Origin of the sequence: Nonomuraea jiangxiensis (genome assembly GCF_900099965.1) — a bacterium.
Classification (GTDB): Bacteria; Actinomycetota; Actinomycetes; order Streptosporangiales; family Streptosporangiaceae; genus Nonomuraea; species Nonomuraea jiangxiensis.
Window position 1 is genome coordinate 97,016 of sequence record NZ_FNDJ01000034.1, and the last position, 25,615, is coordinate 122,630.

Below are 25,615 nucleotides of genomic sequence, written 5' to 3' on the forward strand. Positions count from 1 at the left end.
ACCATTACCCGGTACGAAGCCTGATCTGCGCCGGGTAGTCAACTCCACAGGGGACTTCCCCGATCATTCGATCCACTCGGGCGCCACCGTGGGATCGGCCGGGGCGGTCATCCCCGGCTCCCACCTGGTCTTCCAACCGCGCGGGATCTCCAGGATCTTGAACTTGCCCTCGGCCATCTCCCCGCCGATGGTCTCGATCTCCTCGAGGAGCGCGTCGCCCTGGAGGCCGTCCAGCCGCCGGGTGAGGGTGTAGGCGTACTCCTTGGTCTCGCCGGCGTGGATGTAGGAGTTGTGCAGGCGGGTCAGCTCGGGGTTGGCGGTCGACCTCGACCCGGCGAGGAAGACGCCGTTGCCCGCCTCGTTGATGCCGCAACCCGCGTCCGACAGCCGATCACGCAGCCAGTCCAGCCCGGGGCGGAAGTCGTTCTCGGGCACGATGTGGTGGGCGTGAGAGCCGGGCGGCGGCGGCACGCCGTCGCGCGCGATCAGCGACGCCCGCAGGGCGCGGCTGCCTGGCGTCTCCACCACGTCCCGTAGCGGTCTCTCCACGCCGTCGGGCCCGACCCGCGTCCTGGGCGGCTCGGTCTCGTGAACGGACAGGCCGGCCAGGTCCTTCTCGGACAGGCCCGGTGGCGGGGTCTCGTCCCCGGCCAGGAGCTGTTCGAGGTCGTCGATCGCCGCCTCGAGCTTGCCCTTCGGCACGTTCTCCAGGAGCTGCGTGACGATCTCGTCGTCCAGGTAGACCTTGTGCTCGGCCAGGTAGCGGCCGAACGCCCGGACCTCCTCCGGGCCGTACTTCTCCAGCAGTCGCGCGACGCGGCGGGCGAGCTGGGCCGACAACCGCGTGCGGTCCCCCATGAAGGCGCGCACGTCGCTCCGGGTGAAGCCGCTTTCCGCGAGCCTGCGCAGGATGTCGTCGAGCGTCTCGGCCGGCGGGGCGACCGCCTCCGGCGCCTTCGGCTCGGCCGGGCCCCGGGCCTCGTCGAGGACCTGCGCCGGCGTCCGGCCAGCGGCGTTCTCCAGGGCCGCCGCGCGCCGAGCCTCGGGGAGCTTGGCGAACTCGTCGGCGAAAGTCTTCAGCGACGGTCCCGAGCCGTCGAAGAACGCGCCGATCCGGACCTTGGCGCCGTGCAGCCGTTGCAGCATCCGCACGGCCACCTCGTCGAGGGTGGCGACCTCGGAGAGCTTCCCGGTCCGGGCGAGGTCCACGAGGAGCGATTCCTCGGCGTGGCCGAGCGCGCCGAGCAGTTCGGTGGGCGTACGCCGGCCGGCCAGTGCCCGCTGCAGCAGCGCGTCGACCTGATGCTCCCCGCCGGCCCTGAGCAGCCGCTGGAGGGTGCCGAGTGCCTCGCCGCTCAGCTCGGGCCCGTACAGGTCCAGCAGCGACTGGTAGGCGCGGGACTCGTACTCCCGGCCGAGCGCCTTCAGGACGTCGCCGACCTTCTGCCGGAACCCCCGGACGATCGCGGGCCCGGCCTCATGCTGGACCGTCCGTCCGATCGCCGCCTCGACCTCGTCCGCTCCCTTGAGCAGCAGCTCGGCGATCTCGCGCAGCGACTTGCCGCTCGCCCGCAGCGCGCGGGCGGCCTCCCGCGCGGTCGAGGCCTTCTCCAGTGCGAGGCGCATCGGCGGGGCGAGGATCGGCACCGCCAGGAACTCGAACGCCAGGGTCATGGCGAAGCCGGTGGTGAAGCGGTCCCAGTACTTCCCCGGGTCGGACCAGCCGTTGCAGTGCGAGTAGTGCAGCAGGTCCTCGCCCAACTGGTAGGTGACCTCCAGGCCGCCGACACCGGTGGCGGTCGCGACGCCGCGCAGGCCGTAGACGATCCACTTGGTCGCGACCTGGCCGACCAGCTCCCGGGTGACCAGCTGGCCGGCGACGAACCCGCCGAGCTGCTTGACCGCCCCGGAAAGGATCTTGAAGCCGACCGCGTCCAGCTCGCCCTTGAGCGCCGCGCCGAGATAGCCCTCCAGGGTCCGGTCCTCGGCGTCGGTGGTGAAGTGGTAGACGACCACCTGCATGCTGACGAAGAAGAAGAGCTGGCCGATCGTGGCGACGCCCAGCTCGACGATCATCACGCCGCCGAGGACGACCGCCTCGGCCATCAGGAAGACGGTGAGCGCGCTCTCCATGTGCTGCACGTGGTACGAGGTGAGGTAGGCCTCGAACCCGGCGGGCGCCTGGACGAGCACGTCCCCGGCCGGCATCCACGGGTTGTCCCCGACCTTCTGCACCGGCTGGTAGTGCACGTAGATCTCGTCGACCCCGCGCTCCCGGCGGCGCTCCAGCCGCAGCACCCGCACCGACTTGAGGAGGGTGACCTTCACCAGGTCCTTCTCCTCCAGCGGCGGCAGCTCCTTGGCGGCCTCCTGGGTGGCCTTGCGCAGCAGTTCCTCGCGGGTCATCCGCTCGCCCGGCCGGCAGACCATCCGGCCGACCAACTCGGCCACCTTCTTCCGGGTCGGCTCGCGGAGGCGGTCCAGGATCTCCTGCTTCGGCTGGAGGATCCGCGAGGACTCGGCGTAGTACGGGTCCACCACCGCCACCACGCCGGCCGTGTCGTCGCTGCTCCCGCCCGCCGCGCGCAGCTTCCGGCCCGGGTCCCGGTCGATCCAGATCTCCTGGGCGTCCACGTCGTAGTGGCTCTTCCCCAGGTCGCGCACGAGAGCCTCGATGTCCTCCGCCACCATCGCGATCCGCGGATCCCCGTCCGCCAGCGCGACAACCTCCCGCTTCAGATAGGTGTTGAGCGACGGCAGGGCACGGATCGCGCGCACGAAGGCGTCGAGCCCGCCGCGCCGGTCCAGCTCGTCGAGCAGGAGCCCGAACAGCGCCGGGTCGCCCACCTTGGTGGTCCATCGGGTGAGGAAGCCGCGGAGCGCGTCGTCCCGGTCTGCGCTCCAGAAGCCGTTCTCGGTCCGCAGGATCCGCTCCACCTCGGCCGCTTCCGAGGAGATGAAGGCCGCGTTCGCCGTACGCAGTGCCTGCTTGCGCACGTCGGCGACCAGCGGGGTGAGGTTAGCGCCCGCGCTGCCCGGCAGCCAGAAACCGCCCGTGGGCGCCGGGGCCGGGGTGGCCAGCGTGGCCAGGAACGGCCCGAGGGTCGGCCCGAGCCCGGCGATCGCGGACTGCGTGAACGGCACGACGGCGCCGAGCCGACCGCCGCCGAACTGCTCCCGCCGGTACCGCTCGAACAGGGCCGCCAGCGTGCGCTCGTGGATCCGGCGCCGGACCGTGAACGGGGTGACGACCACGGTGACCGGCACGTCCGGCACCTCCCGCACGGCGGCGGGCAGGTCCAGCCCGGCCTCGGCGGCGAAGTCGGCCGACGAGCCCAGCCCGGCGGCCTCGCGCAGCGGCACGTCGACGGTCTGGACCCGCCCCCGCTCGACGAGGTCGTCGAGGACGATATTGGGCAGCGCCAGGAAGACCGAGAGCGTCCACGCGCCGGGCCGCAGGATCGTCTGCCGCTCGCCCTGCGCGGGTCCGGGCCGGTCCTCGACGAAGCCGCGCCGGCCGAACTCCGGGATCCGGGTGGCGACCTTGTGGTCGGCCTCGGCGACCATCGCGCGCAGCGCGCCCCACCCGTGCACCGACCAGACGTACTCGTCGGGCCGCCGGGTCGCGGCGAACCGGCTGAGGACCTCCCGGCTGTGCGCGGTGAACTCGCGTTCGGCCGGCACCTCGGTCACCCACGCGGTCGCCGGCATCGGCTGGTCGAGCAGCGGGAAGTAGAGCTCCAGCGGGTCGGGCGAGCCGTCGTCCCGGTGCGCCACGTACTTCCGGCGGATCTCGAAGAACTGGCGGGGCGTGAGCCGGAACTCCACCTTGATCCGGATGCGCCAGGTCTCCGCCGCCACCGCCTGTCCAGCAGGGTGGTGGCGCGGGCCGGTACCGGCGGGCGCCGGCGCGGCGGCCGGAGCCAGCGGCAGCGACTGCGCCCGGGCGGCTTGCTCGATCGCCCGGCTCAGCCGGCCGAGGAGCGTGGCCTGCTGCTCCGGGGCGAGCTCGCCCCGGACCAGCTCCGGCGGCTGCAGAACCACGACGGACGCGGGCAGCGTCTGCCGGGCGCGGTCGAAGGCCCGGCCCAAGGCGCGCGCCACGGCATCCTCCAGCCCGCCGGCGGCCAGCAGCTCGCTCATGCCGGTGCAGCGCAGCCGGAGGGGGAACGTGAGCACGCGGACCGTGGCCGGTCCGCTCGTGCCGCCGTCGCTCACGCCGCGCCCCCCGTCAGTCCGCGAACGGCTCGTCCCAGCGGCTCAGCTCGGGCCGGGCCGGGTCACGGCGCGGGCAGCGCTCGGTGGCCAGGCGGGCCTTGCGGGAGGCCACGCATCCGCAGGCGCCGCAGACCCGGTCGTCGCCCGCCGTGGCCAGGGCCACCTTGTAGACCCACCTGACCGGCGGCTCGATCAGCTCGGGGCAGCCCGCGCAGGCCGCCGTCCGCCGCTCGTACGTCTCCTGGTCCACGGTGCGGAAGCCGGCCCCGGCCCAGCGGTTGAGCGCCTTGCCCGCCTCGATCACCAGCCCGGCGGTGGAGCGGTTCGCCGTCGTCGCGGCCGGAGCGGAGTCCTCGGGCAGCTCGTACGCGCGGTTGTCCGGGTGGGTGACCAGCTCTTTCAGGCGCGGCAGGTTTCCCCGAAAGGCCAGCAGGACGAGGCAGTAGCGGTCCTCCACCATGGCCCGGCGCAGCGCGGGTGCCGGGAGCGGGCCGGGCAGCCCGACGTACTCGGCCGCCGCTACCCGGGCCTGCTCCCACTCCAGGCCGTCCAGCTTCTCCTCGAGTTCGGTCAGCATGGCGTCAGCTCCTCCGCGGGGACCCGTCGTCCCGCTCGTCGTGCGGCGGCAGGGCACAGTCGGGCACCGGTTGCATGCCCATGGCGGCGACGTAGGCCTTCATCCGGCAGTCCAGCGACGGGCGCTCGCAGCGGTCCTCCGGGTTCTCCCGGGCGGCGGTCTCGTCCACGTGCCGGAAAATGCTCCTGATCTCCTCGACGGCCCGCTCGCACATCATCGGGAAGAGCGAGGGCGGCCAGATCCGCCGCAGGTCGTTGATGGCCGTGTGGTCGGCCTCGCCCACGCATGCGGCGCCCTCGTGGTAGGCCAGCACGTGGGTGAGCACCAGCGCGAGCCCCGCCTCGGTGAGCGCCTTGATCCGCAGCAGGCCGCCGGTGACGACCACGTACCTCTGGCGGAGCTGGGTCCACGCGTACGCGCCCGGCAGGCTGTTGTTCCAATCGATCAGCATGACCACGTCGTCGTGCCGCGGCCGGGCCAGGTCGATCATCTTCTGCGCCACGGTGATGCGGAATGTGTTGGTCGAGGAGAACAGCGGAACCGTGGCGCGGATCCGCTCGGCCTGCTCGGGGTGGAAGAAGCCTTTCGCCTCGGGCGGGACCGTGACCAGTGGCCGGGGAGGTTCCAGGGCGGTCGGGTCGAGGCGGATGCCGGCCGCCTTCGCCTCCTCGAGGAACGTCTTGGTCGGCCGGTTCCGGGTCAGGTACTCCTCGGTGCCCGCCACCGGGGTGTCCATTTCGAGCACGATCTGGTCGATGACGTCGATGTTCCGCAGGTCGCCGCGGCTGTGCACGCGCTGCACCGAGAGGTCGGCGGTGACCACGCCGTACGAGTTGAGCAGGTGGCCGTCGAGGTTGACGCCGTCGAACGGGCCCATCTCGATGGAGTACACGCCGACCGCCAGGGTCTTGGTGACCGGGCCGATGATCTCGGCCTCACCGCCGTCGGCGCGGCGCAGCCGGTCGCCGGGCACCAGCACCTCGGCCGACTTGAGCAGGCCGGTGGTCATCAGGAACAGGGTGTCGTCGGTCACCTGCAGGACGCGGACGTCGTTCCGGTCGAAGCGGTAGATGACGTTCAGGACCGAGTAGGCGGGCTGGGCGGTCTGCATGCCGGAGGCGAAGGCGACCTGCGCGGGCTGCCACACCAGGCCCTTGCCGGCCGCGAGGATGGTGTCGCCGGTCCGGATGTCCTGCACCTTCACGAAGACGCCGGGCTGCGCCTCGATCGGCGTGTCCTGGCCGTAACAGCTGCAGCAGCACGCGCACTGGGTGGGCGGGTTGCCGGCGAAGATGATCCACGGGTCGTCCGGCCGGTAACCGTTCAGTTCGCAGTGGCGGTCCACGGTCTGCTGGACCGCGGCGCAGATGTCGTCTCCGCACCAGACGTTCGCCGGTGGCGGCAGGCTGTTGACGTTTTCGAGGCATTTCTGCGACGGCATCGACGTGTCCTTTCCTCGGATGGTGGGGGTGTCAGTCCTGCAGTTCGAGCCGCAGGACGCGGACCGAGACCGTGACGGCGACGGGCCTCTGGTGCCGGAGGCGGAGCATGCGGGCGATCAGCGGCGCGCCCGCACCCGTGTCCGCCGCGAAGGCGACCTCCTCCCAGGTGACCTGTGCGTTCAGGAAGGCCGCGCCCGGGCGGACGCTGACGAAGTGGAAGGCGTGGCTGGTCAGCGGCAGCAGCGCGCCGAGCTGGACGTCGAACACGCCGCCGGTGGACGGGGGCCCGGCGTTGAAGGCGGGGATCGTGACCGTCGCGTCGATCAGCATCCCGGCCGTGGGCCGCTGCTGGAGCGCGCCGTCGACCTGGGTGATCACCTCGGACAGCTTGCCGAGGTCCTCCTGGAGGGCCCGGAACCGCGCGTTGAACCCGTTCGGGCCGCCCGCCTGCACCCGGTCCCGGTTGTCCACGTAGTCGGTGTGGCGGAACGTCGGGGTGAACGAAACGCTAGCCATGCTCGAGGTCCTTTCGGAGTTGTTCCGTACGCAGCCGCGCGGTGGAGCGGTGGAGCCGGAACTTGGGATACGTGTAGTCGGGGTCGAGCGACGGCCGGCCGGCCAGCTCGACGACGGCCGGGCGGATGTCGCGGGTCAGCACCTCGACGCCGAGCGGGTGCAGGGCGTGCACGACGTTCATGATCAGGTCGTACTGGTCGCGGGTGATCGTGGCGCCGGCCGGCACGGCGCTGGTCAGCCGCACCCGCATCGCGTACGGGCCGGTCGCCCCGGCCTCGCGGAACGCCGCCTGCACCCAGACCCGGCCGGCCTGCCGGCCGGTCAGTTGGAGGGCGGGCAGCGCCGGGCTCGCCACGTCCGCCCGCCCGGCCGTGGGGTCCAGCGGCCCGGTGGACCAGTGCAGGCGGGTGGTCGCCGAGACCGCTGAGGGGCCGGGCACCGCCTGGAGGGTGATGGTCGTGCCCTCCTCGACCAGGTCGGGCCCGCGGACCACGATCAGGTCCTCGGGCCGGTGCAGCACCTTGACGTCGGCGCCGTCCACGGTGACCCAGCTGAACCCGGCGGCGTGCGCCAGCGCCGCGAGCCGGCCGGCGGCCAGATTGGAGTGCCGCATGGTGAGCGCCCGCCCCTGGGAGGCGAGCGTCGGCGCGCCGCCGGCCGGCACCGGGACGAAACCGGAGCGCAGGGTGAGCGTGCCGGTGAGGCCGGTCAGCAGCGTGCGCAGCCGGTCGGCCGTGCCGGGCTGGATCCGGCCCGCGTCCGGGGTGGTGAGGGTGACGAAGGGGGCGGTGAACCTTTGGAGGAGGGCCGGGTCGAACCGCTCGGCGGGCGCGCCCGCCACCTCGGGGCCCGCGCCCAGGGTGCCGTCGGCGGCGATCGACGAGCCTTCGGCGAGGGTCGTCGGCAGCACGCGCACCGCGACCGAGGCGGTGGCGGCGAACCCCTCGTAGACCACGTCGAGCGTGACGACGGCCGGACCCGGGGTCACGCCGTTCACGGTGGCCTGTCCCGCGGCGGCGGCCGGGGTGACCCGCACCCCGCCGGCGGCCACCGACCAGCGCACCTCGGCCGGTCCTGGCGGCACCGGCGAGGCGGCCACGGTGATGGTCGCGCCGACGTCGACGGTGAGGTCCGCGTCGGGCGCGGCGCCCGGCCGGCCGAGGACGATCGGCGTGCCAGGAGCGCAGGAGGCGTAGACGCCGGTCGCGTCCGGCAGGGTCCGCACCAGCAGGAAGCCCGCCCGGTGGGCGAGCGCGGCGAGTTCGGACACGGCGATCGCGCTGTGCCGCAGGACGACGGCGCGGCCGGCCGCGCGGGCGTCCGGGGCGCCGGGGGTCCAGGCGCTCGCGATGCGCAGGCGGCCCGCGGCCTCGGCGGCGGCGATCGTGCGCAGCCGGTCGACCATCCGGGCCAGCGGCGGTTGCATGAGATGCGGGTCGCCGGTCGTCGCGGGCCCGTAGTCGACGTCGGCCGCGTCGTGCCGCAGTAGCAGCACCGGGTCGATGGTGAGGTCGTCCGCGTCGCCGTACAGTTCCTCCTCCGGCGGCACCCCGCGGCGGCCGGTCGCGTCCATGCTCTCGCCCGGCGGGAGCGCCACCGGCACCACCCGGACGACGAGGTGGCCGCGGTCGGTCGGGGAGTCGGCGTCGTCCACGACGAGCGGGTTCGCGACGCCGCCGATCGGGCCGACCGCGTCGTTGAGCACCGCCGTGAGCGCGGCCGGAGTGGGCAGCGTCCAGCGCCGGAAGATGCCCAGCCGGCGGCGGTAGTGCTCGTCGTGCTCGCCGAGCGCGGGGGCAAAGGTCCGGCGGGCCACCCGGCTGATCCGTACCTCGTCGATCGTGGCCCGCAGTGCCGCGCCCGCCCCCGGGCCGATCACCACCGGCTGCGCGGCGGTGAGCGGGCCGAGCGCCCCGATGGGCCGCAGGTCGGCCCGCTCGCCGTCCACCCAGAGCGCGACCGAGCCCTCGGCTCGGTCGACGACGACGGCGACGTGCGTGAACCGGTCGGTCCGCAGCGACCGGCCGCTGTGCAGCACCTGTTCGCGGGTGCCGTCCGAGACGGTGGCGCGTACGATCCGGGGCAGCCCGCGGCCGAACGCGCCCAGCTCGATCGACCAACCGGCGCCGGTCGCGCCGCGCCGGGCGAGGATCCGGGCGTCCGGGCCGTCCGCGTCCGGTTTGACGAAGCACTCGGCGGTCAGCGCGGCGTTCGTGGGAACGTCGAAGGCGGTATGCGAGGCGACCGTCACGGCGCCGGGGCCGGTGAACGCGGCGGCGGTGCCATACCGCCCGAGGGCGCCCAGGGTGACGCTGCCCGAGGGCGTCCCGTGGTGCGCGGAACGGCCGGGGAACCGGCCGGTGAAGTCCTCCACGGCGATCGGTGCGCCGGGCGCGTCGTCCAGGTGGTAGAGCGCGACGGTGTCGTCGTCCATCGAGTAGGCCAGCGGCGGGAAGCGCGGGACGGCCACGTCGGCGCCGATCAGGTCGAGGCTCACGCCGATCGCGGTGGCCAGCTGCCGCTGGGTCGCGGTCCTGGCGATGTGGCGGCGTAGCAGGTCCCGCTCGGCGCCGAGCACCCAGAGCAGGCGGGCGGTGTGGCCGAGCAGGGCGGTGACCGCCCACTCGTCCGCCACCGCGCCGGGCGCGGCGGCGAAGCCGGGCCCGGCTCTCCGGGCGACGGTGAGCCGGGTGAGCCGGGCGGCGTCGGTGGCGTCGGCGGGCAGGAGCAGCGGAACCGACTCGCCGGCCAGGGTGCCGGCCGGGAGGACCACCTCCGCGACGGCCGCGCCGCCGCCCAGGGCCGGGTCCGCCACGCGTACGGTCAGCAGGGTGTCGCGGTCGAGATCCCGCAGGGTCCGCACCACGTACGACGGGGTGGGCGTGGCACCGAAGCGGGCTATGTGATCGGTGAAGTCGTAGCGGCCGACGTCGGCCGACTCCGGCGCGCCCGCGGCCGGGGTCAGCGCCAGGTGCAGCACGTCGCCGCCGGCCGCGAAGGGCACGGTGAGGCGCCGGGACATCCGGCCCGCGGCGCCGCGGGCGAGTGAGGCGAGCTCGAGGTGGGCGGGCAGCGTCACGGCGTCACCAGCTCCAGGTCGTGCAGGTCGGCGTCGGGGCGGAAGACCGGCAGCTCGGTCGGGCCCATCACCAGGTTCTGCCCGACCGCGGCCTGCACCGTGGTGGTGTGGAACGCCACCTCGCCGAAGGTGATCCGGCCGAACGCCGCCGGGTGGCGGCGCAGGTGCAGGCGCTGGACGTCGAGCACGCCGTCGACCTCGACCACGGTCCTGACCACCTGGCTGTACAGCACGTCGCCGCCGAGCCGCAGGTCGCCGAGGGCGCCGGCGAGCCGGGAGCGGATCGCCCGGGCCAGCGCCGCCTCATCGGAGCCGCGCTCGACCACCACGAGGGCCCGCACGCCGACGTCGATGTGGTCGGCCTCGATGACGTTCGGGTGCACCCCGGGCGGCCGGATCCGCTCCATCACCTCCTGGACCCGTTCGAAGACGCCGCGTACCGCGCCGGTGGTCCGCCACGGCCAGCGGAACTCGTGCGCCACCACCACGTCGAAGGTGTACGGCTCGCCGATCCGCCGCTCGGCGCTGAACAGCCGCTCGCCGAAGGCGAACTCGTTGAAGATGCTCTGCGAGACGTCCACGCCGCCGAACGGGTCGGAGAGCAGCACGTCGACGACGCCGTCGACGTCGAGTACGGCCTGCCGGGCGGCCTCGGCGGTCCAGAGGGTGCGGGCGATGCCGAGCTGCCGGCCGCGGTAGGTGTCGTCGTCCTCGCGGGCGTCCCCGCCGCCGAGATCGGACTCATTGATCACGGTCACGCCGGCGGGACCGAAATCGGCCAGGTAGACCGCGCGGTACTGGGGATCGATCACGGTGATCGTGCCCTGCGGCACGTTGCCTCCGGAGCCGCGGGCGAGGGCCTGCACCGCCACGAGCTGCGCCGGCGTGCCGGCGGTGAGCTCGGCCGTGGCCGTGGTCGCGAAGGACTGCCCGCGGGCCGGGGCCAGCAGGATGGTGCCCTCCGGCACGACGTAGGTCCGGCCGGGCAGGCCCCCGGTGAGCGTCAGCGTGACCCTTCCGGTGGCGAACAGCTCGCGGCGGCGCAGGCCGGCGTCGCTGCCGAGCAGGTCGAGGCTGTCCCCGGTCGCGGTGGACACGTACCCGCTGTAGTAGAAGTCCTCCAGCCGCTTCCACAGCTCGGCGTCCTCCAAGGCCGCCGCCTCGATCAGCTTGGCCAGTGGGCTGGTGGCGGTGAGGTCGGCCGTCAGCCCGAGGGTGGCCCACATCTGCCGGGCCCGCTCCCTGGTGTCGCCCAGGATGGCATCGAAGCCCTTGAGGACGAAGCCGTCCCTGGTCACCCCGTACTCGGTCATCGCTCAGAACTCCACATCGACCAGGACCGACGTCGTGACGTTCTGGATCGTCTCCACGGTCACGAGCACCTGCCACAGCCTCGTGCGGTGGTCGGACGGACGCCCGCCGGCCGCCACGACCTGGGCCACGAACTGCGGGTCGTCGTCGAACAGCACTTCGGCGACCTCGAGGACACGCGGATCGGAGCCGAGCGTCCGCACCACTTCGAGCCGGATCAGCTCCTTGACCGTGCGCCGGTTGTCGCCGCCGGTGAACGCGCCCCGCACGTCCAGCCCGTATCCGGTGTTGACCGGATCGGTGCCGAACGGGGTGAGCAGCCGCAGGGTGAGCGCCTGCTCGAGGTTCGCGAGGCCGTGCACCAGCTGCGGCTCGCCGCCGCGGTGGTCCGCGGCGAGCACGAGGTCGCCGTCCACGAGCCGGAAGCTGGAGCCGAACAGGATGTCCCCGGTCGGCGGGGCGGGGCTGGTCATGACGCCTCCAGCACGCTCTGGCCGGCGCCGCGGACCTGCCACAGCACCGGTTGCGGCGGGACCGCGTCGGTGAGCCCCTGCGCCGTCTCCAGCATCACCGGCTGACCGGACACCGTCAGCGTGCTGCTCCGCCCGGCGATGATCGACGTCACCTTGAGGCAGGGCTTCTGCCCGAGGTCGGTCTTGGTGTTCTTGCAGCCGGACACTGTCGCGGCGAGGAGGTCCGCCTGCACCAGCACAGGCGCCCCGCCGACGGTCAGCGCCGAGGTGGACGCCTGGACCACCAGCTGTCCCTGGTGGGCGCAGACGAGCTGGGCGGCGGTGGTCAGCACGGCAGGCATCAGGACACCGCCACCTTCGCGCCGTCGAGCTTGAGCGACACCTGCCCGTTGGTGAGGGTCAGCGTCTTGTGGTCGGTGGTGATGGTGACCTCGCCCTGGGACGAGATCTCGATCTTGGTGCCGGAGTGGTGCTCGATGGTCACCGTGTCGTCGGCCGGCGCCGTCGGCCGCTTCCCGACCTCCGGCAGTTTCGAGCCGCCGACCAGCACATGCAGCGCGCGCACCTGGACGACCCGGCGGCCGGTGGCGTCGATCAGGTCGTTGGCGCCCTTGCCGGTGGGCAAGCCGTCCTGGTCGAGCTCGGTGGGCAGGGCGAGCCAGTAGTCGCCGGGCTCGTTGCCGGGCGGCTCGTGACCCGACCGCCGCGACCAGAGCCAGCCGGCGACCACGGCGTCGTCGACCGCGCCCCGGTTGTGCGCGAGCAGGGCGCGCATCCCCGGATAGACCGGGGTCACCAGGCCGACCCTGTGGAACGCGAACGGCGCCGAGAGCGGCTTGCCGTGCAGCTTCACGTCGTCGTCGACCGGGCTCGCGACGCTCGGCGTGGACACGTCGGGCTGCGGGTGCTGTCCGTAGTTGAGGTCCGTGAGGTGCCTGCCGTCCTTGCCCGGGCGGTACGCGGTCACCTCGCCCACGTCGATCGCCGGGTGGTCGGATCGGCCCCGCTCGACCACGTCCTGGACACGGTCCACCACACCGCGCACGCCGCCGGTGACCCGGGCCCGCTTGCCCGGCGCGACCGCGGTGAGCGTGAGCTTGCACGTGTAGCCGGTGGTCGTGCCGTACGTGTGGGTGATCCGGCCGATCCGCAGCGGGCCGGCCGGCACGTCGTCCAGGCCGGTGACCGTGACGGTCTGCCCGGCCCGCAGCTCGGGGTGCCCGAGAACGGTGACCTCCAGGCCGGTACGCACGGCCGCCGTCGTGCTCTCCGCCGGCACGTCCGGGCTCTCGGTCTGGGCGTCCGCCCGGGCGACCAGGTTCTGGTCCGGGTCGACTCGGACGGGCGCGAGCTCCCGCCCGACCGCGTCGCCGAGCAGGACCGAGCCGTCCCGCACGATGATGGGTACGTCGGCGTCGGCGGCGAGCTGCCGCAGCGCGGTGAGGGTGTTGCCGGAGCAGACGCTGATGTCGCCGACCGACCCGGGGATCGTCGAGCCGGGCGCCAGCTCGACGCCTTCTGGCAGCAGGTCGCGGACCAGCTTGAGCCGGGGCAGCGCGGCCGGCCGGTCCAGCCGGGCCCGCTTGCCGCGCAGCAGGTAACCGGCCTCCTCCTGGCCCTCGATGACCGTCTCGGTCACCCCGCCGTCGCCGATCCCGGTGGTCACCCTCATGACCCGCCCGGTCATCACCGGCCGCGAGCCGAACCGGGTGCCCAGGTCGTCGAAGTATCCGAGCCGGATCGTCACCTTCAGCCCGTCCGACGGGTAGCTCGACCGGAGCTGCCGGACCGCTGCGGCGGGCAGGTCGTAGAGGGTGACGCGGAACGTGTCGGCGGTCGCGCCCTCGCCCATCTCGACGGTCACCTTCGCGTCGACGACGATCCCGCCGGCGTACACGTCGTTGCTCACCGTGAGCGGCAGGCCGAATCCGGCGAAGGAGGCGATCGCCTGGGTCAGGCCGCCACCGCCGGAGGCCTGCTCGATGCGTACGCGATGCCACAGCACCAGGCTCATGGCAGCGCCACCCCCGCCACCACCTCGGAACCCCAGCGGCCGAAGCCGTGCAGGTTGCCCAGCGCGATCCGGATCGTGCGGAACACCAGCGCGAGCTCGCCCGCGTGGTACACCATGCCGGGGATCACCTTGCGGCGCAGCAGTGGTACGCCCCCGGCGATCCCCTCCCGGACCACGGTCACCACCAGGAAGGCGCCGTCGCCCGGCAGGCTCACCACGGCGTTGAGGCCGGCCGGGGCGTTCACGTCCGGCAGGACCTCCTCGGCGATCGTGACCTGGAGGCCGAAAACGTAGCTGCGGCCTTCGAACGAAAGCCGGAACGACTGCGGGAAACCCTCGTCGGGGTTCACTGGCAGCCGCAGGAATCGTGGTTCGCTCATCCGGTCTCCAGATGGGATACGAGGAACTAGAGCGGCGGGCCGGGGCTGCGCGGTGCCGGGCTGGGCGGCGGCGCGGCCCGGGAGATCGCCGTGCCTGCCGCGAGCGCGAGGTCCGCCGCCTCGCCGGCGAGCGCCGAGAGGTTGGAGCGGGGCACGTGGTGCAGGCTCATCGAGACGTCCAGCGCCTCCCGCTTCGTCGTGCTCTGCGTGATCCGCAGGTCGGTGATCTGCATGTCCAGGCTGATCGTCAGGCCGGACACCACCGGGATGCCGGCCACCGCCATCAGCGGCGCGGCGGTCGCGGCGAGCGCCCGGCTGGTCAGCGCCATCGCCTCCAGCGCCTTTTTGACGAGCAGCCGGTCCGGCCCGATAAGGACGGCCTCGATCGCGATCGTCTTCACGGTCGGCTGGGTCGCTTGCGACCAGCGGCTGCCCATGATCCGCTCGATCCGGTAGCCCTGGCTGATCGTCATGCTCTGCACGTGGAACAGCGGGACGGCGCCGACCAGCACCGGCGGGTTGGCGGTCACTGCCGGCTCGCCAGCTCACGGTCGAGCTCGGCGAAGACCTCGGAGACGACCCGCTGCACCAGCGCGTCGTTCGCGTCGCCGACGACCTCGACCTCGACCGGGAAGTAGTAGTGGACCACCGCGCCGTCGCCGGCCGGGAGGGCGGTGTCGCCGGAGCCGGCCACGGTCAGTCCTCCACGCCGACGGTCAGCGCCATGCAGGTGAAGTTCGCCTGCGGCACGCCGTCGATGACCACGTTGCTGGGGGACGCCGAGGTGACCACGCACCGGGCGAACTTCATGGCGTTGAACGCCCAGTCGGTGCCCCGCTTCTCGGCCACCGTGATGGCGAACTCGGTGCCGTTGACCGCCAGCTCGGTGAGGTCGGCCACGGTCGCCGCGATCGCCGGCACGGTCATCGTGAAGGTGAAGGTGAAGGGCTGCCGTACATAGCCGGTGTTGTCCTGCTCCAGGCTGTGCACCACGGTGTGCGGCACGTTGAAGGTGGGTGTGAAGTTCGTGATCGGGGTGATCGTCCGATTGCCGAGCTTGACCTCGAGGCGCGTATTCCAGTCGGCCATGGTCGCGGGTCCTCCTACACGAACTTGAGCGTGATCGACAGGCGATGGATCGCCCCGGCGTAGTCGACGGAGACCAGGACCTCGACCACGCGCTGGCTCTGCGCGTCGTTGACCCGGTTGAGCTCAGCCTCGGTCAACGTGTTGGGGTCCTTGTCGAGCAGCACCTTGAGCGGCGTGGTGATCGTGAAGCCCTCGATCACCTCGCTCCGCACCAGGGGCTGGAGCACCGCCTCCATCTGGGCCTCCAGCGCGCGCAGCCCGGAGCGGCTCACGCGCAGGATCCCGATCGTCTTGATGAGCTGCGCCTTCACGCGGAACGAGACGTCGTCGACGGTGCGTACGATGTCGATGTATTTCTTGCCACCGGGATTGCCGGTGTAGCCCTCGCCCAGATAGGTCCCGTGCCCGGGAATCAGCACCGGATCGACCAGCCAGTTCACGCCGTTCCCGGCCGGACCGCTCGCGAAGGTCTCGGTGCCGTTGATGGCCGCGATCTCCGAAGGCGTGAAGTCCGCGCTGGTGATGTTGACCGGCTTGAGCAGCATCGAGATGTGCGGCTCGTAACCGGCGATCATCCCGGCCAGGGCCGCCGCCGCGTCCTGGTCGCTCTTGTGGGCGATGTAGATCATCCGCTCGTTGGCCAGCGCCCCGGTGACGACGCCGGTCGCCGTGGCTCCCTTGGCGAGCATGGCCACGCCCATCCGCTCCTTGCCGTCCCCGCCGGTGTTGGAGACGCTGCTGACGTGGTTGGCCAGCAGGACGATCGCGCCACCGGGCGCGGCGCCGGTAGTGGCGTCGAGAGCCGTGTTCGCGAGCGCGACGAGCTGCGCGTCGAGTGGCGCGACCGCGTTGATGGCCGCCGCCCAGTCCGGTCCGGCGGCCGTCCGCACGCCGTAGACCAGCGTGGGCCCCGGCGACTGCGCGAAGGCGAGCGCGATGGCCTCGCCCAGGTCGCCCGGGGCGCGGCGGCGGGCCTCGGCCGGATCGGTGAAGGCGATCGGTGTGTTCGGGCGGGCGATGGGCGGCTCGGCACCCAGCCTCGCGTCCGCCGCTGTGTCGGTGAACGTGGTGGTGGTGTTGTCCTCGATCGTCGCCAGCAGCCGCCCGGAGCCCGCAGTCCCGTTGACGGCCGTGCGGTAGAGCCGGCGCGCCACGGTGTTCGTGCCGGCCCCGCCGGTCGGGATGGCGGTGACGTTGACGACCTGGTTGCCGGCGGTGGTGGCGACCGTGGCCTCGGCGCCGGTCTCGGTCTCCCCCTGGGCGGTCACCATCGTCACCGCGTACCGGTAGGTGCCGATCCCCAGCCCTGCGCCGGTGACCGCCGCGGCGGTCGGCGCGGCCGGCGCCGCGACGGCGGGCCGGACCTGACCCACCACTGCGATGTTGCCGAAGGCGCGCACCGCCGGCGCGAACAGGTCGGCAACCGGGTTCACCCGGATATATCGGACAGTCATCGATGCTCTTCTCCGTGCTCGCTCAGTGGAATTCGGCCGCTAGCCTGCGCCGCAGCCGCGCCTGCTGCTCGCGGCTGAGTGCGGAGGGCGGGGCCGGCTTGCCGGGCGTCGGGGCTCTCGGCCGCGCCGGTCTCCTCGTCCCGTGTTGTGGCGGGCGCCGATCGTTCGGCCGGCGTGCCTCGCTGCTGTTCGGGCATGTCTCCTCCATCCCCGGTGCCGGGCGTCAGACGAAGAGGGCGAGCACTCCTTCGGCGGCGAAGAACGACTCCAGGGCGGCCGTGCTCAGCGGCCCGCCCGGGGCGGCCGCCGCGGGCATGAGGACCACCGGCGCGTACGGTGTCCGGATCTCCGCCTCGTCGGGCTTGCCCGGGAGGACCGCGCTCTCCACGGCGGCCCGTGCCAGCTTCGCGTCGCGCAGGGCGGACGCGACGTCCACGGTGTCCCGGATGAGCATCGCCAGCCGCAGCTCGTACCGGTGCCGGTTCGCCGGATCGTCCGGGTCGAACGGTCCCAGGGTGCGCAGGTGGATCTCGGTGAGCAGGTAGTGGAACGCCTCGCGCAGCCCGTCAACGGTGGTGATGCCGTGCTCCCGCATGAACGCGTCCAGGTCGAGGAAGCGGAACCGGCTGCGGAAGTCCTCCAGGCTGGTCACCCCGGTGATCTCCCGCGTGACGATCGACTCCACCTCGCCGCCGTCGATCTCCAGCAGCAACGACAGGTCGATCTCGGCCGACAGATCCACCCAGACCGGCGACAGCGGATCGTGCCGCTCCAGCGTGAGCTCGGTCCTGGTGTAGGCGGGCGTCGACTGAAACCAGCTTCCGATGGTACGCCGGGAGGCGACGACGGGCCGCTGGAACTCCGCCCGCCGCACGCGTACGTCCGAGACGCCCCGGACGGTCGCGAAGTCCATGGTGTACATCGCGGCCAGCAGCGCGCGGACCCGGGCGTGCCCGGGGTCGCCCGGCGGGTCCACCAACGCGGCCAGCTGTGCCGGGTTTCGCAGCCGCACCATCTGCTCGTCGACGAAAACGCTCACGACCGTGGCCTCCCGTCGAGCATGGCGTGCACGACCTCCCGCAGCCCGGCCGGCGAGACCTCCCGGATCGGGCGCGCCGACGGCCGGAGCTCGCACATCCAGGCCGACCGGGCGTCCGTCGAGAGCGTGAGGACGACCAGGTCGCGATGCCTCAGCAGGAGGTCGCAGGGCAGGCCCGCGTCGGTGCTACCGGCCGGCACGCCGACGATGACCACGTCCGGCGTCTGCCGCTCGATCGCGGCGTCGATGCCGTCCCGGTCGGCATGCCGGAGCGGGTCGACCCGTACGAGCGGATCGTCCGCGAATGCCTCGCGGACCACGTCGGCGAGCAGCCCCGGCAGCCGGGTCACCGCCACAGTCACGGTCACGGTCACGCGGACATCGTGCCCAACCGCCCGGGCGGCCCGAAAGGACCGGAGGATCCAGTACCTTCGCCTGCCGGGTGCTGGACCCGCCTCCTCGGACCCGCTTCCTTGGACCGCTTGCTTGGACCGCTTGCTTGGACCCGCTTGCTTGGACCCGTTTCCTTGGATCGGCCTCAGTCGGCCGGGGCCCGCCGCGTCCTGCGGAAGTTGGCGACGGCCTCGCCGCGCCGGCGTGCTCCCGTCTTTTCCAGGATGTGGTGCACGTGGTTCTTCACGGTGCGCACGCCGATGCCGAGGCGGTCGCCGATCTCCTGGTTCGAAAGGCCTAGATCCAGCAGCCCGAGGACCTGGTCCTCGCGGTCGGTGAGGGCCGGGGCCCGCGGCACCGGACGCCGCTCGGAGGCGAGCGTGGCGACCCGCCGCATGAGCAGGGCGGTCATCCTGGGGCTGCACAGCGTCTCGCCGGCGGCCACCGCGCGCATGAGGCGCAGCAGGTGGTCGAGCGATTCCGAGCGCAGCAGGTAGCCGTGCACTCCCGCCTCGGCACAGGCTACGACCTCGGCCTCCGACTCGCTGACGCCGAGCGCTATGGTCCGCGGGGCCGGGGTCAGCGCTGCGGCGGCACCCAGCAGCACGCCGTCGCTGAGAACATCCACATTCGCCAGTACGAGATCGGGAACCTCGGCGGTGACCGCGGCGACCGCGGTGGCTGTATCGATGGCCGTCAGGACCTTGCCGATGCCGTCCTGCCGGGCGAGGACGCTCGCCAGTCCTTCCCGATAGAGGCACACATCGTCGACGATGAGTAAAGCGAGATCGGTGAACATCGGCTGACCCGCCCGCCGACCATTCGCCGCCGTATTTTCGTCCCGCATCGCCGAGAGCGTCATCGGTCCACCTCCACCCTGGGCCGAGTGCGTCGGGGGAGTGGGCGGCCCTCCCCTGAAACGCGACGACACCTCACGGCAAGTGGCGCCGCCATCCCCTCGGCTGTTCCGCCGTCGTGAGGGTAGAGCGACGCGCGGTGACTCCGCCTCAGGGTCGACCCCAGGGATTTCCCCAGCACGAGGCGCGCCGCGAGCTCGCGACCCGCCTCCCGATGCCCCCGGTCACGCGCCCGACCGGCGGCGAACCCTCCACAAGGGGATCGGCGCCCTGTTCGGTCTCCCCCTTGAGAAGTAGCGCGTTCGGACCCTGAGTATGACGCGTGCCTTATCCCTGGGGATGATCGCGTTTCCGAGCCCCCCTTATAGCATCATCGCCGGCATCGTCATCGGCAACGTGGTCGTCTCACTGCTGATGAACCGGGACAGCGGTCTCGGAATCGACGAGCTGATCGCCTTCGGCGGTGGGGCGCTGCTCGGGGTCGTGGTCGAGTTCGCCATATTCAGGCGGCCCAGGCGCTGAGGCAATGGATGCGCTCACCCTCGCCCGGCTCGAATTCGGCATCACCACCAGCCTGCACTTCCTCTTCGTCGCCCTGACCCTCGGCCTGGCGCCGTTGATCGCGTTTCTGCAGACCAGATGGGTCAGGACGGGCAACCCGCTGCACGAGCGGCTGACGAAGTTCTGGGGTCAGATCTACGTCATCAACTACGGACTCGGCATCATCTCCGGATTATTGCTGGAGTTCCAATTCAGCCTCAACTGGAGCGGCCTCACGCACTTCGCCGGTGAGCTCTTCGGCGCCCCGCTGGCGATGGAAACTCTGTTCGCGTTCTTCGTCGAATCGACGTTCCTCGGCCTCTGGATTTTCGGCTGGGGAAAAATGCCGAAGGTGCTGCACCTGATCTCGTTCTACATCGTCGGCGCTCGGCGCTGGCCTCCGCCTATCTCATCGTCGTCGCGAACGGATTTCTGCAGAACCCGGTGGGTTTCGTACGCGACGGCGATGGCCTGCGCATGGTCGACGTCGGCGCGGTGTTCACCAATCCGGCCGCGCTGCTGGCCGTCGGGCACGTTCTGCCCGCCGCGCTCATGGTGAGCGGTTTCTTCATGGCCGGCGTGAGCGCCTGGCATTTCCGCCGGGGCACGGGCGAGGTGCCGTTCTTCCGCTACTCCATGCGGCTGGGGCTGACGGTCGGATACATCGCCACCTTCTTCACCATCGGCTTCGGCGACGCCCAGGTGCTGTGGGTGGTGCGCAACCAGGCGACCAAACTGCCGGGCAGCGACGAGACCGCGGCGGTCGCGGCGCGCATGGTGGCCGAGCACGGCCCGGGGAATTACGTGGCGCCCGACTGGATCACGATAGCCGTGACGGTGATGCTGTCGGTCGCCTACCTCTACGTGCTGTTCGCGCTCATTCCCATCGTCCTGCTCGGCCACGGCCGGATCGAGAAACGCCGGTTCCTGCTCGCCGTCGGGGTCTGGACGATCCCGCTGCCCTTCATCACCACGATCATCGGCTGGGTGGTGCGGGAGATCGGGCGGCAACCCTGGATCATCTATGACGTGCTGCCCACCAGCGAGGCCGTCTCCGAGGTGAGCACCACGAACATGTTCATCTCACTGGTCGTCTTCACCTCGCTCTACCTCACGCTGGTGGTCGTCGGATACCGGTTGATCGCCAGGGCCGCGCGCAAGGATCCAGACGACGTGATGCTCGGGCGCACGCTGGGCGAGTCCGAGGACCACGTACCAGAACCCGCCGGGGAGCGTTGATGGACATCGTCTGGTTGCTCGTCGTCGGCCTGCTCCTGGCCGGCTGGTTCGCGCTCGACGGGTTCAGCATCGGCGCGGGCATGGTCATGGGCGCGCTGCGCGACGACCCGCCGGCCCGGCGCCGGGTGATCGCCGCCATCGGGCCGTTCTTCCTGGCCAACGAGGTCTGGTTGATCGCCTTCGCGGGCACGCTCGCGGTGGCCTTCCCCGACACCGAGGCGCGGCTGTTCACCTCGCTCTATCCCACGTTGGTGCTGCTGATCGCGGCGTGGCTGGCGCGGGACATGGGCATGTGGTTCCGCTCCCGCCGTCCCGGACGCCGCTGGCGGACGCGGTGGGAGGCCGTCATGGCGGGCGCGAGCGTGGTGTTCGCCGGCGCAGCCGGGCTGTTCCTGGGCAACGCCGTCCAGGGGCCGGCCGGGAGCGGGGTGTGGGTGCTGAATCCGTACGGGCTGCTCGGCATGCTCGCCGTGGTGGCGGTGTTCCTGCTGCACGGCGCGGCGTTCCTGGTCGCGCGGACGCACGGCGAGCTGCGCGAGCGGGCCAGGCACGTGGCCGGGCGCGTCGTGCTGCCCGTGGTCGTGCTGATGGTGGCCTTCATCGGTACGGCGCCGCTGGTCGCCGACGACATCACGCCCATCGCCTTCGTCCTGGGCACCGTCGCCCCGATCGCCGCCGGCGTCGCCTGGTACGCGCTCAGGAAAGGCAAGGACGCCCTGACGTTCGCGGCGACGACCGTGGCCACGGTAGCGGTGCCCTTCACGGCGGGGGCCCTGATGGCGGGACGCATACTGGCCGAGGCCGCCGAACCCAGCACGCTCCAGCGGATCACGATCGTGCTGCTGCCGGCGCTGCCGGTGCTGATCGCCGGCCAGGTGATCCTGTGGTGGATCCACCGCCACCGCCTGTCCGACCGCTCCGTCACCTTCTTCTGACCCACCCCGGCCCCCGCTGGTGCGTCACTGCCAGCTCTGCGGCCTGCAAGTGCAGCCCGGCCGGTTCTCCCCGCCACCGGGCCGCTCGCCCGGAGGTCCGGATCACCGCATGCGGTCGCCGGGGATGCGGCAGTTCGGCGCCGTTGGCCGGGTTGACCGGGATCAGCCGGGTGCGGACCGCTGCTTCCAGCGCGGTCCGCGAGGTGTGTGGATTTGCCCACGGCGGTAACCGGCGACCGGTTGGCAAGGGACGGGACGCCAGCACCGGGAGACGGATGGGCGTTGCGTGGTCCTGCCGGGTTGACGGCCGCAGGGCGCTCTTTGCGGCCCGCCGCTGCCCGACGGTGCATCGGGCCCCTGCGCCGTCGCGGGCGGCAGTGGCCGATGCTCGGCCTGACGCTTGCGCTTCCCGGGGGCCGGCGTAACCACCCTGGCGGAGGCGCTGCCCGGTGTCTGGAAGCGCTGGTCAGGCGCAGGTGAGGGACGGGTTGGCCGGTCCCATGCCGTCGAGTGCCTCGGCGGCGGTCGCGCCGTAGTGAGCGCCCTTCACCGTGCGGTGGGACAGATACGTCCACGAGTTGCCGTGCTTCTGGTAGACGCGTTCGTACCAGACCGAGAAGAAGGCCCGGGGAGTGCCGGCCCACATCGGCACGGTGCCGAGGTAGCGGCCGTACGTGATCGCGACCTTGCCGTGCATCTCGGTCTTGACGTTGTCGAACTCGAAGCACCCGTACGACTTGCCGGCGACCCGACCGAGGAAGGTCTGGCGGTCGTCGACAGCGGACGGGGTTCCGCCGTTGGTCCACTGGTCGCCGTGGGTCATCTGGAAGTCGGGGGCGAGCACCCGGTCCACCGCGTCGACGTCACCGGCCACGACCCAATCGGCGAACCGGTGCTCGAAGTCGATGACCGACTGTTCGTCCGTGGGCTTGCCGCCAGGTGAGGCGCCCGCATTCGCCGCCGTGCCGACCAGCAGGAGGGCGCAGGCGGACGCGGCGGCGACCGCGGTGCGGGTTACGGATTTCATGGCGCTCCTCGCTTGGTGCTCTGGGGGGTCCGGCGCGTGGGGCGTGCTCGCCTCCGTCGCGCCGTTCCGTCAGTGTGCCCGCGGTTGCGGCCGATCACAAGGGCTAATTACCACCCAATGGACAACTGTCCATTGAGCGAAAAAGACTCTTGCGGAGTGATCAGTCCCTCAGGCAGGCTGAGCCGACCGGGCGCGCGGAGGTCTGAGGCCGAGACGAAAGCGCCGGTAGCGCAGGGAAGCCACGAGGCACCCGCATCTCAAGGAGGAGCGCCCCATGAAAGCAACAGCCCGAATGTCGGTGGCTGTCACGCTCGCGTCGGTCGTACTGCTGGGCGGTACGGCCGCGACGGCCCAGGGAGCAGCAACCGAGCACCCCACGGACGAGCAGCAGGTGCTGGCGCTTGACCAGAAGGTGGGTGACCTCGTCGTCGCCGGCGACGTCCACGCCGTCGACAAGGTCATGTCTCCCGACTTCATGATGACCCACGGCGACCAGTGGACCTATGGCGAGAAGCCGTCACTCGTCGATAACAAGGCGACCTTCCTGCCGCGGGTCGCCGGCAAGGCCTACTCCTGCATCAAGTTCGACAACATCAAGGCCGAGTTGCACGGTGACGTGGCGATCACGTACGGCCGCTACCTCGCCAGCCAGGTGGCCAACGCCGGCACCCCGAACGCCTACTTCACCGTGTGGTACGAGCGGGTCTACGAAAAGCATGGCAACCGGTGGATCTACCTGTCGCACCGCACGGTGAAGGGCCCGCACTTCGGTGCGACCCCGGAGCAGGCCAAACAGGACATGGGGCCGGCGAACCCGGCGCTCACCTGCCCCTGACCGACCTGCCCGACATCGAGTGAGCGCCGCCGAGGATCAGTCCGCCCTGTGAGAATATGTGGGCATGGAGGCCGTTGACCGCCCAGGGCTGGAAATCATCTGGAAGGCCGATTCGCTCGTGCGCGTGCTCAGCCGCGACGGCGAGTCCACCGTCGCGCAGCTTGCCGAGGCCGTGAACGAGCCATTGAGCTCCACCTACCGTTTACTCGCCGACCTCAAGCAGATCGGCTGGGTGGAGCGGGGCTCCAAACGCGGTCTCTACCGGCTCGGCCTCTTCTTCATACGCATCGGCGGGCTGGCGGAGGACTTCGTCGACGTCCGCGAGCGCGCCATTCCTCATCTTCGCGAGCTGCGCGCCGAAACCGGCGCGACGTCCTACCTTTGCGTGCGCCGCGGCCTCACAGGGGTGTGCATAGAGCGGCTCGAGGGTCCCGACGTGCACTCCCTCAACTTCCGGGTCGGCGACTCCCTCATGCTCAACGTCGGGGGAGCACCGAAGGCGCTGCTGGCCCACCTGCCTCTCGAAGAGCGGCTTTTCGTCAAGGCCGGGCTCGCGGCGCTTCCCGGCGGGCCGCGAGGGCCGCTCGGCAGGGAGCTGGAGAACGAGATCGAAGAGATCCGGGCCCGCGGCTGGGCGGAGTCCGACGGCGACGTGACGGTCGGCATCGCGGCGATCGGCGCGCCGGTCTTCAACCACCGGGGCGAGCTCGAGGCCGCGGTGTCCATCGGGGGGCTCCGCTCCCGGGTGCTCGATGTGCCCGAGAACGGTCCCCGCGTCGCCGCCTGCGCGGCAGCGGTCAGCCGATCGCTCGGCTTCGGCGGCGAGGAGGTCGCGTGAGCGGGGCCGCGCCGATGCGGGTGCTGGCGAACGCGACGGAGCTCATCGAGCTGCTGGCCGGCGAGGGCGCCCTCCCGCTCGTCGACGTCGCCACTCGGATCGGGGTGCCGCGACCGAGCATCTACCGCCTCTGCGAAGGTCTCGCCGCCGTCGGGATGGTCGAGCTGCTGCCCGACTCCAGGGTGCGGCTCTCCACGCGGTGGCTCGCCCTGGCCGACGCGGCCCGCGCCGGCATGCTGGAATGGCGTGGCGCACCGGAGGTGCTGGCGCACCTCGTCGAACGCACCGGTCAGACGGCCTACCTCAGCGTCCCGTACGGCTCGAGCGCCCTGTGCGTCGACTGGTGCCAGGGCCGGGCGATCGACGTGCTCGCCTACCGGCCGGGAAGCATGATGCCGCTGCACGTCGGCGCGGCCGGGCGGACGTTCGCGGCATACGGGGTGCCGCTGCCCGAGGGTGACCGGCGGCGGCGCACCGAAAAGACGATCATCGACTACGACGAGCTCGCGGCCGACCGGGAGCGGATCCGGCGCGATGGCTATGCGCTGTCCGAGGAGGACGTCACGATCGGCATCGGCGCGGTCGGTGTGCCGATCCTGGCGCCCGACGGCACGCTGCGCGGCGCGCTGTCGCTCGGCGGACTCGTCGAGGACATCCGCAAGCACTGCGACGAGTTCGTCGCGGAGTTGCGCGCCGGCGTGGAGCGGCTGTCCGGGGTGTAGGGATCGCGGTAGCCGGCTCACATCCCGGAAATTCTTGCTTGGCGGACTCCATGTTCATCTGCTAAGACTGTGTCCCAAGGCACATCCTTGCCGGAACACCGTGCGCACGTCGGTCGATTGGGGGCGCTCCGGCGAAGCCTCACGGACGAGGTTGGAGGAAGCCCAATGGCTACCGCTACACCAGCAAGCACCACCGCAAAAACACGCCCCGGCGCGAAGCGTTCGGCCGTCTCGGCCGTCTTCGGCAACTACATCGAGTACGTCGACTTCGGCTCGTACGGCTTCATGGCCGCGATCATCGGCGCGAACTTCTTCCCAGGAGACGCCTCGGCGCAGCTGCTGTCGTCGCTCGCCGTCTTCGGCGTCACCTTCTTCTTCCGGCCCGTCGGCGGCTTCCTCTGGGGCTACGTCGGAGACCGCTACGGCCGGAAGAACGCGCTCGTCTGGGCGATCATCCTCATGAGCGTCTCGACGGCGCTCATCGGCGTGCTGCCGAACTACACGGCGATCGGCATCGCCGCCCCGATCCTGCTCGTCGTCCTCCGTTCACTCCAGGGCATCTCGATCGGCGGCGAGTTCGCGGGCGCCGGCACGTTCATCACCGAGACCGCACCGTCCAACCGGCGGGGCGTCTGGT

26 protein-coding genes are annotated in these 25,615 nt (G+C 71.7%); 8 read left to right on the plus strand and 18 right to left on the minus strand.

Annotated features, from left to right (window positions below; all coding sequences use genetic code 11):
• Positions 1–63 precede the first annotated feature (63 nt).
• The 17 genes from BLS95_RS46175 to BLS95_RS46250 all read right to left on the minus strand — a co-directional run bounded on the left by BLS95_RS46175 (position 64) and on the right by BLS95_RS46250 (position 18,847).
• The gene (locus tag BLS95_RS46175) at positions 64–4,218 is read right to left on the minus strand and encodes an AHH domain-containing protein (RefSeq protein WP_090945971.1); all 4,155 of its coding nucleotides are present in this window, start codon (positions 4,216–4,218) and stop codon (positions 64–66) included.
• A gap of 13 nt (positions 4,219–4,231) precedes the next feature.
• Positions 4,232–4,795, minus strand: a complete 564-nt coding sequence (locus BLS95_RS46180; RefSeq protein ID WP_090945972.1) for a hypothetical protein — start codon at positions 4,793–4,795, stop codon at positions 4,232–4,234.
• A gap of 4 nt (positions 4,796–4,799) precedes the next feature.
• Positions 4,800–6,236 (minus strand): hypothetical protein, encoded by a 1,437-nt coding sequence (locus tag BLS95_RS46185; protein WP_090945973.1) that lies wholly within the window; start codon positions 6,234–6,236, stop codon positions 4,800–4,802.
• 31 nt (positions 6,237–6,267) lie between these two features.
• Positions 6,268–6,753, minus strand: coding sequence for a hypothetical protein (locus BLS95_RS46190; protein WP_090945974.1), 486 nt, complete (start codon positions 6,751–6,753; stop codon positions 6,268–6,270).
• Positions 6,746–9,832 (minus strand): LamG domain-containing protein, encoded by a 3,087-nt coding sequence (locus tag BLS95_RS46195; RefSeq protein WP_090945975.1) that lies wholly within the window; start codon positions 9,830–9,832, stop codon positions 6,746–6,748. Before BLS95_RS46195 ends, BLS95_RS46190 begins: the two co-directional genes overlap by 8 nt.
• Positions 9,829–11,145 (minus strand): baseplate J/gp47 family protein, encoded by a 1,317-nt coding sequence (locus tag BLS95_RS46200; RefSeq protein ID WP_090945976.1) that lies wholly within the window; start codon positions 11,143–11,145, stop codon positions 9,829–9,831. Before BLS95_RS46200 ends, BLS95_RS46195 begins: the two co-directional genes overlap by 4 nt.
• Positions 11,146–11,148: 3 nt before the next feature.
• Entirely contained in the window at positions 11,149–11,616 is a 468-nt protein-coding gene (locus BLS95_RS46205; RefSeq protein ID WP_090945977.1) for a hypothetical protein, read from the minus strand.
• Positions 11,613–11,957: a hypothetical protein gene (locus BLS95_RS46210; RefSeq protein ID WP_143044182.1), complete on the minus strand. Its 345-nt coding sequence runs from the start codon at positions 11,955–11,957 to the stop codon at positions 11,613–11,615. The genes BLS95_RS46205 and BLS95_RS46210 overlap by 4 nt, the downstream gene beginning before the upstream one ends.
• Complete coding sequence (locus BLS95_RS46215) at positions 11,957–13,630, minus strand: hypothetical protein (protein ID WP_090945979.1); 1,674 nt, start codon at positions 13,628–13,630, stop codon at positions 11,957–11,959. The genes BLS95_RS46210 and BLS95_RS46215 overlap by 1 nt, the downstream gene beginning before the upstream one ends.
• On the minus strand, positions 13,627–14,010 hold the full coding sequence (locus BLS95_RS46220; RefSeq protein ID WP_143044183.1) for a hypothetical protein: 384 nt from the start codon (positions 14,008–14,010) through the stop codon (positions 13,627–13,629). Before BLS95_RS46220 ends, BLS95_RS46215 begins: the two co-directional genes overlap by 4 nt.
• Before the next feature lie 26 nt (positions 14,011–14,036).
• A complete protein-coding gene (locus tag BLS95_RS46225; RefSeq protein ID WP_090945981.1) occupies positions 14,037–14,540 on the minus strand; it encodes a hypothetical protein in 504 nt (167 codons plus the stop codon).
• Positions 14,537–14,704, minus strand: a complete 168-nt coding sequence (locus tag BLS95_RS56350; RefSeq protein ID WP_176993746.1) for a hypothetical protein — start codon at positions 14,702–14,704, stop codon at positions 14,537–14,539. Before BLS95_RS56350 ends, BLS95_RS46225 begins: the two co-directional genes overlap by 4 nt.
• A 2-nt stretch (positions 14,705–14,706) precedes the next feature.
• Positions 14,707–15,099: a hypothetical protein gene (locus tag BLS95_RS46230; protein ID WP_090945982.1), complete on the minus strand. Its 393-nt coding sequence runs from the start codon at positions 15,097–15,099 to the stop codon at positions 14,707–14,709.
• Positions 15,100–15,113: 14 nt separating this feature from the next.
• Entirely contained in the window at positions 15,114–16,553 is a 1,440-nt protein-coding gene (locus tag BLS95_RS46235; RefSeq protein WP_218136317.1) for a hypothetical protein, read from the minus strand.
• Positions 16,554–16,776: 223 nt separating this feature from the next.
• Complete coding sequence (locus BLS95_RS46240; protein WP_090945983.1) at positions 16,777–17,592, minus strand: hypothetical protein; 816 nt, start codon at positions 17,590–17,592, stop codon at positions 16,777–16,779.
• On the minus strand, positions 17,589–17,966 hold the full coding sequence (locus tag BLS95_RS46245) for a hypothetical protein (RefSeq protein ID WP_090945984.1): 378 nt from the start codon (positions 17,964–17,966) through the stop codon (positions 17,589–17,591). Before BLS95_RS46245 ends, BLS95_RS46240 begins: the two co-directional genes overlap by 4 nt.
• A 164-nt stretch (positions 17,967–18,130) precedes the next feature.
• The gene (locus tag BLS95_RS46250) at positions 18,131–18,847 is read right to left on the minus strand and encodes a LuxR C-terminal-related transcriptional regulator (protein ID WP_090945985.1); all 717 of its coding nucleotides are present in this window, start codon (positions 18,845–18,847) and stop codon (positions 18,131–18,133) included.
• Positions 18,848–19,181: 334 nt separating this feature from the next.
• On the opposite strand from BLS95_RS46250, the gene BLS95_RS46255 reads away from it, so the two are divergent.
• Genes BLS95_RS46255 through BLS95_RS46265 form a run of 4 tightly spaced genes read left to right on the plus strand, consistent with a single transcriptional unit; the run spans position 19,182 to position 21,556 of the window.
• Positions 19,182–19,364, plus strand: coding sequence for a hypothetical protein (locus BLS95_RS46255; RefSeq protein WP_090945986.1), 183 nt, complete (start codon positions 19,182–19,184; stop codon positions 19,362–19,364).
• 4 nt (positions 19,365–19,368) lie between these two features.
• Positions 19,369–19,941, plus strand: coding sequence for a cytochrome ubiquinol oxidase subunit I (locus BLS95_RS58610; protein ID WP_281250118.1), 573 nt, complete (start codon positions 19,369–19,371; stop codon positions 19,939–19,941).
• The gene (locus BLS95_RS59385; protein ID WP_281250119.1) at positions 19,827–20,621 is read left to right on the plus strand and encodes a cytochrome ubiquinol oxidase subunit I; all 795 of its coding nucleotides are present in this window, start codon (positions 19,827–19,829) and stop codon (positions 20,619–20,621) included. Before BLS95_RS58610 ends, BLS95_RS59385 begins: the two co-directional genes overlap by 115 nt.
• Positions 20,621–21,556: a cytochrome d ubiquinol oxidase subunit II gene (locus BLS95_RS46265; protein WP_090945987.1), complete on the plus strand. Its 936-nt coding sequence runs from the start codon at positions 20,621–20,623 to the stop codon at positions 21,554–21,556. The genes BLS95_RS59385 and BLS95_RS46265 overlap by 1 nt, the downstream gene beginning before the upstream one ends.
• Positions 21,557–22,022: 466 nt before the next feature.
• Here the strand turns inward: BLS95_RS46265 and BLS95_RS46270 are convergent, their stop codons facing one another.
• Positions 22,023–22,583: a nuclear transport factor 2 family protein gene (locus BLS95_RS46270; protein ID WP_090945988.1), complete on the minus strand. Its 561-nt coding sequence runs from the start codon at positions 22,581–22,583 to the stop codon at positions 22,023–22,025.
• Positions 22,584–22,857: 274 nt separating this feature from the next.
• On the opposite strand from BLS95_RS46270, the gene BLS95_RS46275 reads away from it, so the two are divergent.
• The 4 genes from BLS95_RS46275 to BLS95_RS46290 form a co-directional block, all read left to right on the plus strand.
• The gene (locus BLS95_RS46275; protein WP_090945989.1) at positions 22,858–23,418 is read left to right on the plus strand and encodes a nuclear transport factor 2 family protein; all 561 of its coding nucleotides are present in this window, start codon (positions 22,858–22,860) and stop codon (positions 23,416–23,418) included.
• A 64-nt stretch (positions 23,419–23,482) separates the two neighbouring features.
• Complete coding sequence (locus tag BLS95_RS46280) at positions 23,483–24,256, plus strand: IclR family transcriptional regulator (protein WP_090945990.1); 774 nt, start codon at positions 23,483–23,485, stop codon at positions 24,254–24,256.
• A complete protein-coding gene (locus BLS95_RS46285) occupies positions 24,253–24,978 on the plus strand; it encodes an IclR family transcriptional regulator (RefSeq protein ID WP_090945991.1) in 726 nt (241 codons plus the stop codon). Before BLS95_RS46280 ends, BLS95_RS46285 begins: the two co-directional genes overlap by 4 nt.
• 165 nt (positions 24,979–25,143) lie before the next feature.
• Positions 25,144–25,615: MFS transporter (locus BLS95_RS46290; protein ID WP_143044184.1), on the plus strand; the 472-nt coding region annotated here is incomplete at its 3' end.